13 protein-coding genes are annotated in these 17507 nt (G+C 40.2%); 9 read left to right on the forward strand and 4 right to left on the reverse strand.

What is annotated here, in order from left to right:
- Positions 1 to 66: 66 nt before the first annotated feature.
- Positions 67 to 1239, reverse strand: a complete 1173-nt coding sequence (locus L0668_RS14955) for an aminotransferase class I/II-fold pyridoxal phosphate-dependent enzyme (protein ID WP_235313519.1) — start codon at positions 1237 to 1239, stop codon at positions 67 to 69.
- 174 nt (positions 1240 to 1413) lie between these two features.
- Here L0668_RS14955 and L0668_RS14960 point away from each other — a divergent pair, with 174 nt between their 5' ends.
- A complete protein-coding gene (locus tag L0668_RS14960) occupies positions 1414 to 2403 on the forward strand; it encodes a hypothetical protein (protein ID WP_235313520.1) in 990 nt (329 codons plus the stop codon).
- A gap of 66 nt (positions 2404 to 2469) precedes the next feature.
- Here L0668_RS14960 and L0668_RS14965 read toward each other — a convergent pair whose 3' ends face one another.
- Entirely contained in the window at positions 2470 to 3138 is a 669-nt protein-coding gene (locus L0668_RS14965; protein ID WP_235313521.1) for an MlaC/ttg2D family ABC transporter substrate-binding protein, read from the reverse strand.
- A gap of 194 nt (positions 3139 to 3332) precedes the next feature.
- Between L0668_RS14965 and L0668_RS14970 the strand changes: the two genes are divergently transcribed.
- Positions 3333 to 4316: a LysR family transcriptional regulator gene (locus L0668_RS14970; protein ID WP_235313522.1), complete on the forward strand. Its 984-nt coding sequence runs from the start codon at positions 3333 to 3335 to the stop codon at positions 4314 to 4316.
- A gap of 191 nt (positions 4317 to 4507) precedes the next feature.
- On the opposite strand, the gene L0668_RS14975 is transcribed toward L0668_RS14970, so the two are convergent.
- Entirely contained in the window at positions 4508 to 6256 is a 1749-nt protein-coding gene (locus L0668_RS14975; RefSeq protein WP_235313523.1) for a gamma-glutamyltransferase family protein, read from the reverse strand.
- Positions 6257 to 6822: 566 nt separating this feature from the next.
- On the opposite strand from L0668_RS14975, the gene thiI reads away from it, so the two are divergent.
- From thiI to L0668_RS15005, 6 genes are all read left to right on the forward strand, one after another.
- The gene (gene thiI / locus L0668_RS14980; RefSeq protein WP_235313651.1) at positions 6823 to 8280 is read left to right on the forward strand and encodes a tRNA uracil 4-sulfurtransferase ThiI; all 1458 of its coding nucleotides are present in this window, start codon (positions 6823 to 6825) and stop codon (positions 8278 to 8280) included.
- Between the two features lie 76 nt (positions 8281 to 8356).
- Entirely contained in the window at positions 8357 to 9370 is a 1014-nt protein-coding gene (locus L0668_RS14985; protein WP_235313524.1) for a fatty acid desaturase, read from the forward strand.
- Positions 9371 to 9456: 86 nt separating this feature from the next.
- Positions 9457 to 10680 carry a helix-turn-helix domain-containing protein gene (locus tag L0668_RS14990; protein WP_235313525.1) on the forward strand — a complete coding sequence of 408 codons (1224 nt, stop codon included), beginning with the start codon at positions 9457 to 9459 and terminating at the stop codon, positions 10678 to 10680.
- A gap of 116 nt (positions 10681 to 10796) precedes the next feature.
- Positions 10797 to 11759, forward strand: coding sequence for a hypothetical protein (locus tag L0668_RS14995; protein WP_235313526.1), 963 nt, complete (start codon positions 10797 to 10799; stop codon positions 11757 to 11759).
- A gap of 98 nt (positions 11760 to 11857) precedes the next feature.
- Positions 11858 to 12754, forward strand: a complete 897-nt coding sequence (locus tag L0668_RS15000) for a DUF4440 domain-containing protein (RefSeq protein ID WP_235313527.1) — start codon at positions 11858 to 11860, stop codon at positions 12752 to 12754.
- Positions 12755 to 12814: 60 nt separating this feature from the next.
- Positions 12815 to 14086 carry a S41 family peptidase gene (locus L0668_RS15005; RefSeq protein ID WP_235313528.1) on the forward strand — a complete coding sequence of 424 codons (1272 nt, stop codon included), beginning with the start codon at positions 12815 to 12817 and terminating at the stop codon, positions 14084 to 14086.
- A gap of 64 nt (positions 14087 to 14150) precedes the next feature.
- Here L0668_RS15005 and L0668_RS15010 read toward each other — a convergent pair whose 3' ends face one another.
- Positions 14151 to 15524 (reverse strand): hypothetical protein, encoded by a 1374-nt coding sequence (locus L0668_RS15010; RefSeq protein ID WP_235313529.1) that lies wholly within the window; start codon positions 15522 to 15524, stop codon positions 14151 to 14153.
- A 108-nt stretch (positions 15525 to 15632) separates the two neighbouring features.
- On the opposite strand from L0668_RS15010, the gene radD reads away from it, so the two are divergent.
- A complete protein-coding gene (gene radD / locus L0668_RS15015) occupies positions 15633 to 17414 on the forward strand; it encodes a DNA repair helicase RadD (RefSeq protein WP_235313530.1) in 1782 nt (593 codons plus the stop codon).
- Positions 17415 to 17507: the final 93 nt, after the last annotated feature.

The raw sequence follows: 17507 nt of genomic DNA on the forward strand, positions 1-17507 counted from the left end.
ACCTTGATAATTTCTTTTTACTTTACCTCTGCGCGCTCGGCGGTAACTAGCTTTTTATATTAGAGTTCAGGTATTTAAGCTAGCCATAAACTTTGCCAGACGGCGCAAACCTTCTTCTAGTTCTGACGCTGCGGAAGCATAAGACAAACGTACAAATTGGTTATGCTGCTCACTAAAATCATCACTAGGTGTCAAGGCTACATGTACTTCTTGCAATACTCGTTCACAGAATTCCATAGCACTGAGTCCGGTGACACTCACATCTATGTACACATAAAATGCCCCGTCTGGTTGCACTGGCACTTGTAAACCACACTTTTGAATACCGGCTAACACTAATTTTTTGCGAGTAATCAAGGTTTGTCGCCGTGTCTCACACACAGCAAGTGAGTTTTTAGTAAAACATTGTAATGCGGCTTTTTGCGCCACGGTTGATGGGCAAATAAAATAGTTTTGCGCCAAGCGTTCCATCACATCCACCATTTCTTGCGGCACTACACACCAACCAAGGCGCCAACCTGTCATGCCGAAATATTTGGAAAAACTGTTCACCACTATAGCCTTGTCATCGAAACACAACACACTTTTCGGCTGTTTATCAGCTTCACCATGATGCAAGTTAAGATATATCTCATCCACAATTAGCCATGCACCTCTGCTACGGGAAAATTCACACATTGCAGCTAACTCTTGTGCAGGAACTGATGTTCCTGTGGGATTTGACGGCGTAGCTAACATTAACCCTTTAGTATCTGGCTGCCAATGCTGTTGCAATAACTCATTGTTAAGTTGAAAGTATGAATCGGCCTGAGTGGGCACCAACTGCACCTTGCCAGCAAAACTTTTGATAAATTCTTGATTACAAGGATAACAAGGATCAGCCATGATCACTTGGTCGCCTTCATCAACCAAAGCGGCTGACAATAACAATAACGCAGCAGAGGCACCTGCAGTTACGACAATACGATTTGGATCGATATCAACTTGATGACTGGTTTGGTAAAAGTCAGCGATAGCTTGGCGTAATTCAGGCAAGCCCAGAGCTGAAGTGTAAGGTAAGTCTGTATTCTCAGCTAACTGCTGCATAGTGTTTAACACATCAGGTGGTGCGCCAAAATCTGGCTCACCTAAATTCAACTTAACAACATGTTTACCTTGGGCTTCTAATTTTGCCGCTTTTTCACCAAAAGCCATGGCATAAAAGGGAGAAATAGCTTGTGCTCGTTGGGAAAATTTCAAGTAACAACACTCGTATTTTAATCAGTATATGAGCCAGTTATTTTGCCATTTGTAAGGGAGTGACAACACCCTTAAATTACATTTAGTTTTAAATGTAAATCGACTGTCTTACATGCTTGTTTCAGCTACTTTTTTGCATTAGCATAAAATTTAGACAATAAAGAAGGAATTGAAATGTCTTTCGCTGACAAACTGAAAAATACTCTAAACACGCTTTGTTACTTAATATTGTTGTTTACTGTCACATCTTGCGGACAAAAAAAAGATCCCAATAATGAACAACAAGAGCAGGCTAACTCTGTTGAGCCGATTGTTGAAATTCCAGTAACAAATACGGCCAAGGCGCCCCCTGAAATTTCAACACCACCCGCTGTGATAGTAGCTCCACAGCCTATATTAGTGCCACCAGTCCAAATAAGTAAAGCGCCCTCATCAGGTATGGCTAAGACTCCAGTCACTGGCTCTAGCAGCAAGGGTAAGACAAATACCTCAGGCAATGGCGGCACAAATAAAGCAAACTATCCTGATAATACTGACCACGATGCAATCATTGAGGCGATCTTGACAGGTGGATCCAGTGTTGAAGAACTAGGTACTGCCGCAGGTGGTGTTTCAGCACTTGAGTTTTATTCTGTGGTGGTGTCTGGCTCTAAACAACTTAAGTTGCCGGGTAATAAAGGCCTGTTAAATGTGTGGATAGGCGACGAACAATTCACTCCGCAACCAGACATAGATATGAATTATGCAGGAACCCAGATAGCCGCGGTGGGGCAGTATGCATTGGTTGAAGCGAATGCCCCAGACTTCGAAGTTTCTCCGGTATCTTCACGGTGTTTATTACTCCACCCTTCTGGCGTAGATGCAAAATTCAATTTAACCGCCACTAAAGCGGGTAACTTCGTGGTGAGTGCCACCGTAAACCTGTTTAACACTGACGATTGCACCGGTCCTGCAATACCTAAAACAGCGAATACTCTTGAAGTTAGCGTAGAGGTAAATGAAGCCTTTATAGACAACCAAAGGCGGAAAAACTTTGAGGATACCTTTTGGACCAAAGCCCTGGAATTTTGGGGTGCACTATTAGCTTTGATTTTTGGTTTGAGCTTGTTTTTAGTACGCAAGCAGTTAAAAAAATGGTTTGGCTACGATAAGAGTGATGACTAACCCCCTTAACTTTTGAAGAAAATCAGGGGATGCTTAATCCCCCTTTATCTAATGTCTAATGATAGTTTAGTTAGCGTTTGCAGCCAGTTCCAATGGTTGATTATTTTTATCTTTCATAATGTCGATCACAGCTTGAATACCCTGTTGGCGAATAACCGAGGCAAACTCAGTTCTTTTGCTAGATAACAAACTTATACCTTCGGCCACTAAGTCATAGGTTTTCCATTCTTGTGTCTTATTATTTTTACGTAACTTAAAGTGCAGGTTAATGTCAGGATGACCTGCTTCACGGATAATGGCTTTGATGGTTAAATTTTTAAGGTTCTCGACATTTTTTACTGGTTCAAAAATTAACTGCTGTCCACCGTAACTAGCCAGTGCGGTGGCAAAATTTGAGATTAAATACTGTTTAAACTCTGCTACATATTCAGGAATTTGCTTTTTGGGAACAGCCCTAAACTGATTTCCCAACACTTTAAAAGCAGCAAACTGATGGTCAATATGAGGCATTAACTCTTGTTCGATTATGCCTTTAAGATGATTAGGGTTTGACTGAATGTCTTGCTGTTCTGACTCAATTCGTTGAAAAGTGGTGTTGGTCACTTTTTCAAGTAATACCTGCGGATTAGTTTGATCTGCATAGCTAATATTCGCCGACAGTGTCGCCATCCCAGTCAACAAAATAACTAGAGCCGTTTGACTGACCTTCCTTAGTATAGAAAATTTCACATTCATTTTTTCAAACCCCTTAAGAGCAATATAATTTTTAATTAAGTACGACTGATTCAAGCTTTAGGTTCAAAATCTAAGCTCGAATGTTATAGCTTAAGTATGCCTAATCAAAAAACATAAAAATAATTATATATTCATATGAAATACATTCACCAAAATGATACTTTATTAAGTATGACTTTTTAGGAAAAGATCCCATGCGCCCGCAAGAATTAAACCTTTTAATGGTTTTTGATGCCATCATGACCGAACGCTCTATCACCCGAGCGGCGAATAGATTGTCTATGACTCAACCAGCCGTATCCAATGCCGTAAGTAGAATGCGTGTGGCTTGGAAAGATGAATTATTTGTCAAAGATGGGCGTAATATTCAGCCTACTTTACATGCACAAAATTTATGGAACCAGATACGAGCGCCACTGACTTCGTTGACCGAAGCGGTAAACCCTAAAAGTTTTGACCCCGCCACTGCCAAACGTACTTTCAGAGTAGCAGCAACTGACATAGTAGTAGACATGGTGTGGCCAGATTTACGGGCTGTCATTGAAAAAGAAGCGCCAGGTATCAACATTCATACAGTGCCCTATACAATAGTGAATACCAACCAAATACTTGAAGACGCAGAAGTGGATATGGTGGTTGGCTCATCTGGTGTTATATCCAATACCTTCAGAGCTGAGTATTTATTTTCACCCCAATTTATCTGCATAATGCGGCATGGTCACCCATTAGCCAAAGCTGACTTAAAATTAGCAGAGTTTGCAGCAGCAGATCACCTGTTAGTTTCTTTGTCTGGCGACGTAACAGGTTTTACCGATCAGGTCTTACTCGAGCATGGGCTCTCTAGGCGAGTAGCGGTTACCATCAATCACTTTTCATCTGTGGCCAATTTAATTAAACGAAGTGATCTAATTTGTGTCATTCCAATTTCTGCAGTAGCCAACGAGATTATTACGGGTGAGATAGCCGCCACCAAGCCACCTATCGAACTCATGCCCCAGCAAGTATCCTCTTTGTGGCACAAACGACAAGATAGTGATCAAGGCTTGATATGGCTTCGCGAGCACATTAAACGAATAATCAGCCAGCACATTGAAATTGAAACCAAACAAGTGATGGACAGTTTATGTAAAAATAATCAATCCATGTGTACTCAAAATAAAAACGAGTCTGCACTTTAATACCATTAATTGCAGTAAAAAATAGCAAAAAAAAAGCCTGATAAAAAATCAGGCTTAAAATTACAACACACATGAAAACTACATAGTCAGACGGTAATAAACAGCATAAATTCAATGTGTTGCATATTATTTTAAAAACTTTACAAAGCTATTACCGCTTAGGTTGCAAAAAATGAGTATAAGGTTAAGCCCTAAAGGACACCAATAACCCCTTCTCTGCGTTTGTCTGCTGCACCTTCAAGGGTGCCGTCTGGTTTACGTAAAATAACACTCAAACCAGAGTTTTCACCTCTTGAGGCATCCACATCAAATCCCAAATCTTTCATTGCCGAAATAATTGCTTCTGGGGTCGCGCCTTTTTCTAAACGAACAGTTTTTCCTCTAGCCACCATATTAGGTAAATCAACAGCGGCTTGCGGATCTAAGCCCCATTCAAACACACCCACCATTGTCTTAACGGTATAAGCAATGATGTTATTACCACCTGGAGATCCCGTCGCCATTAAAAACTCACCATTTTTATCTAATACGATAGAAGGTGACATAGACGAACGTGGCCGCTTATTCGGCGCAACTGCATTAGCAATAGCGTTGCCATTTTTATCAGTATGTTGAAAAGAAAAATCAGTTAGTTGGTTATTTAAAAACATGCCGCCAACCATACGAGTAGTGCCAAAAATACTTTCAACAGTCGCGGTCATCGACACCACGTCACCCTTTGTATCTACAATAACAAAATGCGTTGTACCATGAACGTCTTGGGTCGCATCAATACCTGCAGTTTGGTCACTTGGCGTGTCGTTGTAGGCCCAAGGGTTGCCTACAGCATAAGTGAGAGGTGTAGACCTATCTGAAATAAGTTTTGCACGACTCGCTAGATACTCTTTGTTTAGCATTCCTTTTATTGGCATGTCCACAAAATCTGGATCGGCTATAAATTGATCTCTATCGGCATAAGCAAGCTGTTGAGCTTGCGCTAAAATAGCCCAGTTTCTTGGATCACTAGGACCTGCAGTAGTTGGTTTTGGACCATTTTCTAATATCCCCATGATCATACCCACAGCCAACCATGAAGAAGGAGGCGGCACACCGCATATTTGAGTATCACGATAATCCTGACAAAGAGCCTCACGCTTGACTGGTTTATAGGCCGCGATATCTTCAGCCGTTAAGCTACCCGCTCTTGGTTCTTGTTGCACCATAGCGGCTATGTCTTTGGCAATTTCTCCGTGATAAAACGCCGATGGGTCTTTAGCTATTATTTCTAAGGTTTTAGCATATTCTGGATTTTTCAGCAGGTACCCCTCAGGGTGAGCTACTCCCGCGTCATCAAAAAAATACTCATAGGCATCGGTTGGACCTTGTTCTGGAGTACTTGGGATATACTTTCCAAACCGAACCAACATACCGTGTAAACGAGGAGATATTTCAAATCCTTCTTTTGCCAACTTGCTGGCATGACTAAATAAGCTGCCCCACTCCAATGTGCCCTGTTCTTCATGGGCCATTGATAACATAGCTAATACGCCCGGTGCTCCGGTAGACAAGCCACTGTTTTTGGCTTGAATAAAAGGCATACTGTCTCCGTTTTCTAGCAGGAACATATCCGCTGTAGCACCACTTGGTGCACTTTCTCTACCGTCATAAACCGCTAGTTTTTTTGTCTCACTGTCAAAGTGCACCATAAAGGCACCACCGGCTAAACCTGAACTTTGTGGCTCTACTAGACTCAATACCGCTTCAATTGCAATAGCCGCATCGACAGCAGATCCTCCCGCTCGTAACACATCTAAGCCAGCTTTTGTGGCATGTGGATTCGCAGTCACCACCATAGCTTGTTGTTTTGGTGTGTCTGTTACTTTTTCTGTTTGTTTTTCTTCAGCGCTACAACTCAAAAGTCCAGCTGAGAAAACCCCTAACACCCATATCCGAAAGTTCATAGACTGTTCCTTATAGTTGAAACTTATTAAGTTAATATTTTGTATTGAATAAATAAGGCGAGGTTCACGTAAAAAGTTTAAACGTGTAATACACCAAAAGGACGGAACAAAAAATGTTCTGATAATTTTTTATCACAAATAAAGCTTGGGTAACAACGGAATTGCAATATTAGGCGCTATTTATTCAATTTACCGAACACAAATAAATCTAAGCCAACTTTAAACACTGAAATTCAACAAAAATTCAACAAAAACAACAACTAGTAAACATAAAAATAGTGGAAGGTGATTGTTATGCAACCCCATAACTTATGTCATTTTAGAATGTAACAGCAAAACTTAAAGGCGCTGAAAAGCCACTATATAAATTGTTTGTCACTCTACTAGGAGGGTCTTAATCTATTAACTAACCTTTGGTTTTTAATGAAGATGGAGTGATTATTTATATAAAATATGCTTCTGGGTTTTGTAGCTAAATCAGCCTGCAGGTTAAAAGCTGTTATAGCAAAGTATTTGGTATTATAATCCGCAGCCGTAAATTCAATAGAGCTATTTATTAACTTAGTATTATGCAGTTTATTATCCGTTTACATCCCGAAATTATTATTAAAAGCCGCGCAGTACGCAAACGTTTTACTTTTGTGCTGGAAGGTAATGTTCGCAGGATTTTCAAATCAAACGAGCTCTCAGTAGAGGTACGTTCTGCATGGGATAAACTGATACTTATCATTAATCCAAAGTCTATAAACAAGCAAGATAAAATTATAGCGTTATTGCAACGAATACCCGGTATTGATCAAATCATCCGAGTACAAGAAAGCACCTTCACCGACCTAGATGATATTTGCCAGCAAGTCAAACAGACTTGGGCACCATTATTGGTTGGAAAAAGTTTCGTAGTACGGGTAAAACGCAAAGGTAAGCATGATTTTTCCTCACTCGAATTAGAACGATATGTAGGGGGGTATCTCAACCAAAACTGTGAGACCGGCGGGGTAAACCTTAAACGACCAGATCAAATTATTGAATTTGAAGTCCACAACGACAAGCTCATTCAAAGCCATAGCAGAATTAAATGTTTAGGCGGCATGCCACTGCCCACCCAAGGTGATGCCTTGTCACTCATGTCTGGCGGTTACGACTCAGGTGTGGCCAGCTACCAAATGATCCGTCGTGGCACGCGTACCCATTTTTGTTTTTTCAACTTAGGTGGCCGCGAACACGAAATTGGGGTCAAACAAGTCAGTTATTATTTATGGAAGCGTTACAGCGAATCTCACAGAGTGAAGTTTATCTCGGTAGATTTTGCCCCTGTGGTTGCGGATATTCTAAAAAATGTCGAAAATAATTTGATGGGAGTGGTCCTTAAACGAGTGATGATGCGCGCCGCAAGTAAAGTGGCAGACAAGTTAAATATCAGTGCCTTGGTTACCGGTGAAAGTTTAGGCCAAGTATCGAGCCAAACATTAACCAATCTAAGTGTGATCGATCAAGCCACCGACAAAATCATCCTTAGGCCACTAATTTGTTTAGATAAATATGACATTATCGATCAAGCTAAACAGATAGGTACCGAAGAGTTTGCTAAAGTCATGCCCGAATATTGTGGCGTGATATCAAAAAGGCCAACCACTACTGCACAATTAGCTGATATTGAAGCTGAAGAAAACAAGCTAGATCCAAGCATCTTGGATCGAGTAATTGGTGTAGCTGAAATGCGTGACATACGCACCATAGCCCTAGAAGCCGAGCAAGAAACAGAATATGTGACAGAAGTAGATATATTACCGGCTAACGGCGTAGTACTGGATATTCGCTCCTTTGAAGAACAAGAAGCCAAACCGCTTGATTTAGCTAACATCACAGTTAGTCATATTCCATTTTTTAAGTTGGCCTCAAAATTCCCAACACTCGATAAAGACAAACACTATTACTTGTATTGTGAGCGCGGGGTAATGAGTCAACTCCAAGCGTTATTGTTGCATGAGCAAGGTTACACCCAAGTGCAGGTGTACCGACCTTAGCAAGATATATATCATAAATAGTAAATACCTATTAATTTAGAAAACCCAATAGTAAAAACACCATAACAGGAAACCAATGCAAGCCAACCAAGATAAAAATACGATTCGAGAAATTGTTAGTTTTATAAAAGCTCAAGAAAATAACTTACGCTGTAAGTTGCCCATCTTAGCTCAGCAAAACAGCCTAGGTTTAGCTTTACTGTTATTTTCAGTATTGGGGTTTATGACATCAGGTATCTTGTACTTTTATGGGCTTATCCCAGCTTGGGTATGTATTGTTTTAGGCGCTTTGAGCACGTCTATTACCCACGAAATTGAACATGATTTGATTCATATGCAGTACTTCAAAACAAACTCCATCATGTACCATTTGATGATGTTTTTAGTGTGGATTATTCGACCTAGTACGATTAACCCTTGGTATCGCAAAAGTATTCATTTAAACCACCATAAAACCTCAGGCACCCAACAAGACATTGAAGAGCGTTTGGTGGGCAATGGCACTAAAAGCCATTTTTTACGGTTGTTAGTCATATGTGATGGTTTATTGGGATTAATACTGCGTACTAAACAATTTTCTAAAGAGATAAAAGGTTATAACTTTTTACGTTTGTTTAATGCAGGTTTCCCGTTAACCACTCTGTATTACATTATTATTTACGCCTTTGTATTGTTTCATGGAGCTAACTTTATACTTGAGAGTTTAGCCATTGCAACTGACTACCCCGCTTGGTTTATGAGCCTAGTGGATTACATGAACTTAGCTATGGTGGTATGGGTAGCCCCGAGCTTTTTACGTTCAGCTTGTTTAAACTTTGTGACTTCGTCGATGCATTATTATGGCGGCGTTTACAACTTAATCCAGCAAACCCAAGTGTTAAATCATTGGGCCTTTATACCATTCCAACTATTTTGTTTTAATTTTGGTAATAGCCATACCATTCATCATTTTGTACCGGGTCAACCTTTTTATATTCGACAAATGATCAGCAAAAAAGTGAATGCGTTTATGCAAGAAAAAGGGGTAAGGTTTAACGATTTGGCTAGCATTCTGGCGGCAAATCGCTTTCGAACATCTGACAATTTGTAATCATTAGATCTCTAACTAAGGGTATTGATTTTATCAAGACTTACTAGCATCATAAAACCTATGCTTGTACGACTCACGTAACGAAAATGGATATTTTAAACTTCGCGCAACCCATCAGAGGCGGTTTTTATATCACTGCACTGGTTGTTTGTGTGTTGTTTTTAACCTTTATCAAACAAGCAAAATTAACCCACAAAGGTTATTTGACTGGTTTTTTAGGCATAAAGATGACTATGGCTTTATGTGAATGGTTAATCATTCATGTACCCATGCCGCAAAGCCATATCTGGCTGTCTTTATTATTTGTTTTATCATTTGGCTCTGCGCCACTTTTATTACGCTTTGCGCGTGGTGTAACAAACACTCCAAACCAAGCTTTATCCCATAAATTTAAACTCTGGGAGTGGGCATTTATTCTAGCCAGTATTGCCTTAGTTACCCCATTATTTATGGCGTCACAGGTGTTGTTCTATTTTGAATTTGGTGGGGAATTTGGTCACTTTATTCACGTGACTATGTTGTTGTGTGTTTTATTATTTGTTGCCCAAGTTTCAGTGTATTGGCAAAAAGCCTTCAAAATATACAAGCTTGAAGTTAGGCGCACTATGCAGCAGTTTTCAAGTTTACACGGCCGCTCACTATTAGTATTAAAATTACTTTTAGTCTTAGTGTTAGCCAACTTGGTATTTAGCTTAATTCGCACCTTTAATTGCTGGTTTTGGCAAAGCCAAATTGAGATTACTGTAATTGCCAACATCATGGAATATGCCATTCTTTTGGGGTGTTTATTTTATATATTTCACGGTGCTTTGCCTGCGTCGACTCCGGATGCAACAACTACAATACAAGCAATAATCGATGAAAATACAGCTGCGCCTAGTTCAAGCACTAGCCCACATACGCCTGAAACAGATAAATCACCCAAATATGCAAAGACAAAACTCGATAGCCAATTTATAAAACGGGTACAGGCCAAGTTACTCAACAAAGATAATGTTACTCAACTGGCCTTAGACAGTGGTATATCCCTAGCTAAATTTGCCGATGCTATTGGTGAAAAACCTTATTACGTGACCCAAATTCTGAATCAAGATTTACACACCAATTTCTATGAATTTATCACAGAACATCGAATTCAACATGTTATGAGTAAACTGTCAGAACCTTCTGAGCAGACCATTCTAGATATAGCCCTGACTGCCGGATTTAATTCAAAATCCACCTTCAATACTGCTTTTAAAAAACAAACAGGCCAAACACCTTCGCAATATCGTAAACAAATCCCCCAATCTTCGCCTTTATCAACATAATTCTACTGAATTAGCCAAATAAAACGTTCGACCCACTGAGTTCGTACGTTTTAAAAAACCTTCACTGTTAGCCTTCCAACTAAGTATTAGTTAAATCGACATAAGAGGCATTAATAGTGAAAAACCTCCATCTACTCCCCATGGTGTTAAGCGTTATTTGTATATGTTTATTAAGCAATAGCGCCCAAGCCCAAAATAATTCCAAGACTACAAATGTTGAAAAACATATTGCTCAATCCATTAATAATATAAATCAGCACTGGCAGACTAACCTGCAAAAAGGGCATGTTGCTAAGGTACTGGAACACTATGCTGAAAAAGCGATTTTTATGCCTGAATATCAACCCACCTTAAACGGTGCACAGCAGATAAAAGACTATCTCACAGCGCTCAATAAACAACGTAAATTTCACCAGATTAATTACCAATCGACGGAAATGCTCAAACTAGGCAAATACGTGCTGGAAATTGGTAATTTTGACATGGATGTCCAATGGTTAAATCACACCTCAACCAAAACCTATACAGGTAAATATTGGCGAATTTGGGATACAGATAGTGGAGTAAAAAAAGAGCTTCAAATCATCGGTGAAGCCTTTGGGTTTTATAAACACCTAGAAAATCCAGAACTATGGGTAACCGATAGGAAAACTCGTGCCGGCCTTTCGCCTAGTGGTTTTAAAGCCACAGATATGAGTATTGAACTACAGGCCTACCACTCCCTAGGCCAAAAAGGCGTGAAACAAAAAGACGGAGAATTACGAGCCAAAATGTATGCTCAAGACGCCGTTTTTTATCCCTTTGCTGATACCCCCAAAAAAGGCATGGAAGTGCTTAAACCATACCTTATTCAGTATTCCTCTCATGGCGCGATTATTGAGTCTGTGAAAACTTACAGCCATGAGGTGATTTACCTCGATGGTTTCATATTGGAATTTGCCAAATTTGCTGTGGCTTGGACCTACGACGGCGTGCCTGGCAGCGCAAATGGCAAAGGGATCTCTTTGCGTAAACGCCTAGAAAATGGCGAATTAAGATTTTTCCGCCACATAGGCATGCACAATTATGATGGTTATTAAACAGGATTAAAGATATGAAACTATTGATAAACAGATTAACAAAATTTAAGAAATACCTAACATTGTTATTTGTAAGCCTAGTGTTTTCAAGCAGCAGTATGAGTGCACAGAACGCACAAACTGCTTATGCAAAATCTGGCGTAAAGACAGATGTAGCGAAAATTCTCAATCAGCATCGCACAGACTATACCCAAGCTATGCTGGCAGAAAACACAGTAGCATTATTAAACCAATACTCAACTGACACTCGCTTAATGCCTGAGGCTAACCCGACTATTTTTGGCAAAGAGAATGCAAAACACTATTTCGACAGCTTGTTTGAGCGATTTGATATTCAAAGTTATAAAAAGTCAGCCACTGACTTTATTCCCATAGCAAACAAACTTATCGCAGAATCTGGGGCATTTGAATTGACCATGCTCAACAAGCAAGGACAACAAAAATTAGTATCCGGTCACTACACCAACTTGTGGCGTAAACAAGCTAAAGGCCAGTGGACTATAGATACCGACATATGGAACTTTAACCAATGGTTTGATTTCAAACAGGAGTTAGTTTTTAAAAATGTCCCCTCTGTTGTCACAGCCTTAGGCTCGCGTATTTCGTTAGACAATGAATTAGCAATAGAGTTGGCGGCGTACGAAGTATTAAGTAAGGACGCCGTGTTAGAAGGAGATCCCAGAGTATTAATTGGAGTTTATGCACAAGATGCCAGGCAATATCCCAACTACCATCCGCCAGTAGTCGGTAAAAAGGCCATCGATGATTATTGGCGTAAACATATACAGCAACTACCCACTTTTAGTATGTTGCAAGATAGAACCGACAAAGCCGAAGAGCATGGAGATTACATCATTCAACACGCATCCCATATTGCCGCTTACCGCACAGCAGAAATCTCAGGGGTAAGTACAGGAAAACATTTAAGAATATGGAAACGCAATGCTACAGGCAGAATAAAAACACTTTTATCCATCAGTGCATACGACAATTAAGTTAAAGATTGAATTGATAAAACCTACCACACCATAGTGGTACACAAGGAGGAATACATATTGAAATTTTTATTGGTCTTTTTCACAGCTTTTTTGACAGTAAGTTTACTGAGTGCCTGTCAAAATAATAATCCAACACAGGGTGACGTGCAGCCTTACCCTATTTTATTAGACGACCCACTACTTTGTGCAGATCAAACCGTTAAAAATCAGACTTTAATAGATTATTTACGCCAGTGGTATTTATGGGAAGACGAGATCCCCAGCCAGTTAGTAGCCGAGCAATTTTTAACCTTGAGCGACTTACTAGAAGAAATTAAGTCCTCTACAAACTTAGATCGTTGGAGCGAAGTGATGAGCGCTCAACAATATGCTGATAATTTTTTAAACAGCTCTGCGGCCAGTTATGGTTTTAAGATTGGCTTTAACACAGCAAGAGATGCCTTGCTAGTATTCGACGTTTACCCGCAAAGCGCGGCAAACCTAGTAGGCTTAAAACGCGGCGATAGAATCACCCATGTTAACGGTCTGCCAGTCTATAAACTGCAGAATTCAGTACTACTACAAGCCCTTATCACCCCAGGAGAAACGGGTGAAAATAGTGGAATATCCATCAGCTGGATCAACGCTAAGGGTATCCAACATCAAAACTTTATTCAGCGCACATACATAGAAACAAACGCAATCAGATACCAAACTATCTTTACACTTAATCAGCAAAAAATTGGCTATTTTGTGTATGACTCTTTTGATCAACCCAGTAGCGAACAGCTAAACACACTGATAAATGAATTTATTTCACAAGACATTGAGCAATTGATTGTAGATTTAAGATACAACCCAGGTGGATTTGGGCATATTGCTAATCAACTCGCCTCTCAAATTGCTGGAGAAAATGTGCGAGGTGAGATATTCAACCACCTTAAACTCAATAATATCCAGTCTCAGCAGTCGCAAGTTAGCCGACCTTTTATCTTAGAAAATGGCCAAAATACTTTGCATTTATCTGAAGTGACAGTGCTCACCACCAAGAGAACCGCTTCAGCTAGCGAAATGTTTATTAACGCCCTAACACCGCATATAAAAGTGAACATTATTGGCCAGCAAACAGCGGGCAAACCTATTGGCATGAAGGTAGTAGGAATATGCGATCAAGTGATATTTGCCGCCACCCAACAAAACCTAAACTCACAGATGCAAGGTGACTACTTTGATGGACTAGCAGCAGATTGCCCCGCCATTGATGAGTTTTCCTCAGACTGGGGAGATAGCCAAAATGACAATATTTTACAAAAAGCCTTACACTTTGTTGAACATGGGCAATGTGATTAGTAGTTGTTCTAATTGAGTGAGTGATGAAGCAATAGAAATGACGCACAAATACTGCCCCGCAGGATCACTCGCCTTCACGCACAGGAATAGGTTCAATATTAATAATAGTCGAACGGTTTAGAGTTATTTTAAAGCGCTGCATTTGTTGCTCGTTGTCTTTATCGGTGTGCGTTAACACTAGATTAATCTGATATCTACGCTCAACGGCTTGTTTGGTTATTTTGCTGTTATCTAGCGAATACAAGCGCCCTTCGCCCTTTTTCAAAAACCGAATAAAAGGGGTTAAGTTAAAATAAATACGTTGCTGGATATCGTCGTAACCAGGTAAAAACTCTTTTACATTAACCTTAGTGTCACTCCTAAAATGCAATAACTGGGCTGCCTGTTTATTTTGTTGGCGACGGGTTTGTAATAGTTTATCCACCTTTTCAGGCAAGTCTTTGTTACGAATATACTCTAGCCAAAGGGTTTGGGTAGCCACTTTACTTTTAGTCACACTATGACTAAAAATCACTCTCCACTTAGGCAAACCTTTTTGAATACGCCGCCAAATAATGCGCGTAAGGTCATCCTTAAATATCTCCCTTAATCCGTAAATCACACCTAACATACCGACAAGGGCAATAGTCACCTCGGTAAAGTTAGTGCGAGCATTTAGTACTAACACCATAACAAGGGCCATGATCACAGCTGTAACTGATCCCCGCACCATACGATTTAGGTTTTTATTTAGGTTTTTAATGTCTTTTTGAAACACCACGCCGTATTCAATTAACCTTTGCAGTAAACGCATTTTATTAGTAATGCGATTGGGGTCGCTTAAAGTTAATTCTGAGTTGTAATGATTAGCCGCTCGATATTCGTTTTCACTGCGACAAAATGTCAAAATAAAAACTCTTTCACTAGTAAAGTCACTACTTTTCGGGGCTCGTGACAATAATTCCAAAAATGCCTGCTCCACCCGCCAGCTCAAATAATTATCTGCATTGTCAAAATAGGCTTTAAGCTTTTTATCAGGTGGCGTGTAACGTCGTAATTTTTTGAGTAAGCCAGAAATTTGCTCAGCCAATTCTATGGCTTTAGGATAAAACTCTTCACTATCTTTAAGTTTAAGGGTTTGTTTTATGTCTGTGTCTAGGGCAATCCGAATTTGATAAGAGAATAAATTCAGATTAAGACGATAATCGTTTTGTTCACCTTTTTTTTGACTAATAAAGCGGCTGCGTACTAAAGGTAAATGTAATTGGTCAGAATAATAAGCACTATGACTTTGAATGCTACTATGAAAATAATGCTCTTCGGTTAAGGTTTTGGCACTAATGCCCATCTCATCAGGCAGTGAAAAATACAGATCAAAACGCTGATGATCACTAGGCAACAGTTGATAACTCACTCTAAGAGAAAGATTTTCATCTTGCGTCAGATGTATTTTGTTCAATTAAGTTCTTTTTTCCTTGTTGAGCAATATTGCTAAAATGCGATAAAACAATTATGCCTTATTTTTGATACGATCCACAGTTAAAGTGACGCCTACCCATTTACGTTAATGAGCCAAACATTCATATTACGAGATTACCAAACTCAAGCTGTTGAAGCAGCTGTAGAGCATTTTCGTCATGGTGATGATCCAGTAGTGATTGTATTACCTACAGGTGCGGGTAAAAGCTTAGTGATAGCAGAATTAAGTCGATTGGCAAAAGGTCGGGTGATTTGCCTTGCCCATGTAAAAGAATTGGTTGAACAAAACCATGCAAAGTTTCTGGCTACTGGAGCGGTGGCAGGTGTGTTTTCAGCAGGGCTGGGCCAAAAGGAAAATGGCGCAAAAACCACCTTTGCCAGTATTCAGTCACTGTCTGCTAGTTTAGATGTTTTTCAAACCCCAGCCAGCCTAATTATTATTGATGAGTGCCACCGAGTAGGCATGGACGATAGCGGCCAATACAGTAAAACACTGGCCCATTTTCGCGCACTTAATCCTAATGTAAAAATTTTAGGCCTAACCGCTACTCCCTATCGATTGGGCAGCGGCTGGATCTATCAGCATCATTATCACGGGTTTACCCGACCCTGCCCTAGTTCATTTTTTAAAAAATGTGTTTTCGAGCTACCACTACAACACATGGTAAAAAAAGGTTATTTAACTCCGCCCATTCATTACGATGCAGCCATTGCCCATTATGACTTTAGTTTATTAACCGAAAGCTTAGACGGCGAGCAAAACACCGATGACATCGCTTTAAACGAACTTATTCACAAACACCCACGTGTGACCAAAGCAGTTACCGAGCAAATTATACAGCTTAGCCAAGAGCGCCAAGGCGTGATGATTTTTGCTGCCACTATCGACCACGCAACAGAGATCTGCGGCTATTTACCCACAGAACAAACCGCCTTAATTACAGGCAGCACAAAAATAAAACAACGTGATGAGCTAATCGTCGCGTTTAAAGCTAAAAAGATTAAGTACCTGGTGAATGTATCGGTATTGACCACAGGCTTTGATGCGCCCCATGTTGATGTGATTGCTATTTTACGGCCCACCCAATCCATCAGTTTGTTTCAACAAATTGTAGGCCGTGGTTTACGCTTAAGTCCCGGCAAAAAAGACTGCTTAGTATTGGACTACACCAATAATGGTTACAATATTTTTCAGCCAGAAATCGGCGAAAAAAAACCCACACCAGATTCCGTTGCCGTGCAAATCCATTGCCCCCAATGTGATTTTGCCAATGTATTTTGGGGCAGAAAAGATCCTGAAGGGAATATACTTGAGCACTTTGGCCGCCGTTGCCAAGGGCTGGTAGAAGCCCCTTCTTCCACGGAAACAAGTGAAGACACAAAACACCAAACCCAATGCACATACCGTTTTCGTTTTAAGCACTGCCCTTATTGCAACCAAGAAAACGACATCGCCGCCCGGCAATGCCAACACTGCAATGAAAAACTCATCGACCCCGATGATTTATTAAGAAAGGCGTTAAATTTAAACAATAACAAAGTGCTACGCTGTGCCGCCATTACTTCAAAGATTAACAAGGCCGACAAGTGTGTAAAAATCACTTACCACGACGAAGACGGCCTGACCTTATCCGAAACCTTTCGTTTTAACTTTAAAAAATCAAAGCAAAGCTTTAACGATTTGTTTGCCCGCAGAATAGCCAAGGGTACCCAGTCTCTTGAATTTGACTCACTTGAAGAGTTAGCGCCTTTTTTACCCCACCTGCCTGCACCCGATTTTGTAATAGCCAAAAAACAAAAACAATACTGGCAAGTCACCGAAAGGTTGTTTGATTATCAAGGGCCTTATAGAAAAGCTAATGAACTTTGATAAAAGCAGAGCTTAGTAACGAGTATAGAGACACTGTTAAAAGCCAAAGATATTGAACCACCGAGGGCACAGAGAACACGAAGGAAAAGACAA

It is taken from the genome of Paraglaciecola algarum, assembly GCF_021532655.1.
Taxonomy (GTDB): domain Bacteria; phylum Pseudomonadota; class Gammaproteobacteria; order Enterobacterales; family Alteromonadaceae; genus Paraglaciecola; species Paraglaciecola algarum.

Coding starts and splice junctions, on each gene's coding strand:
- L0668_RS14960 (WP_235313520.1), top strand. CDS start 1,414: ATGTCTTTCGCTGACAAACTGAAAAATACTCTAAACACGCTTTGTTAC.
- L0668_RS14965 (WP_235313521.1), bottom strand. CDS start 3,138: ATGAATGTGAAATTTTCTATACTAAGGAAGGTCAGTCAAACGGCTCTA.
- L0668_RS14970 (WP_235313522.1), top strand. CDS start 3,333: ATGCGCCCGCAAGAATTAAACCTTTTAATGGTTTTTGATGCCATCATG.
- L0668_RS14975 (WP_235313523.1), bottom strand. CDS start 6,256: ATGAACTTTCGGATATGGGTGTTAGGGGTTTTCTCAGCTGGACTTTTG.
- L0668_RS14985 (WP_235313524.1), top strand. CDS start 8,357: ATGCAAGCCAACCAAGATAAAAATACGATTCGAGAAATTGTTAGTTTT.
- L0668_RS14990 (WP_235313525.1), top strand. CDS start 9,457: ATGGATATTTTAAACTTCGCGCAACCCATCAGAGGCGGTTTTTATATC.
- L0668_RS15000 (WP_235313527.1), top strand. CDS start 11,858: ATGAGTGCACAGAACGCACAAACTGCTTATGCAAAATCTGGCGTAAAG.
- radD (WP_235313530.1), top strand. CDS start 15,633: ATGAGCCAAACATTCATATTACGAGATTACCAAACTCAAGCTGTTGAA.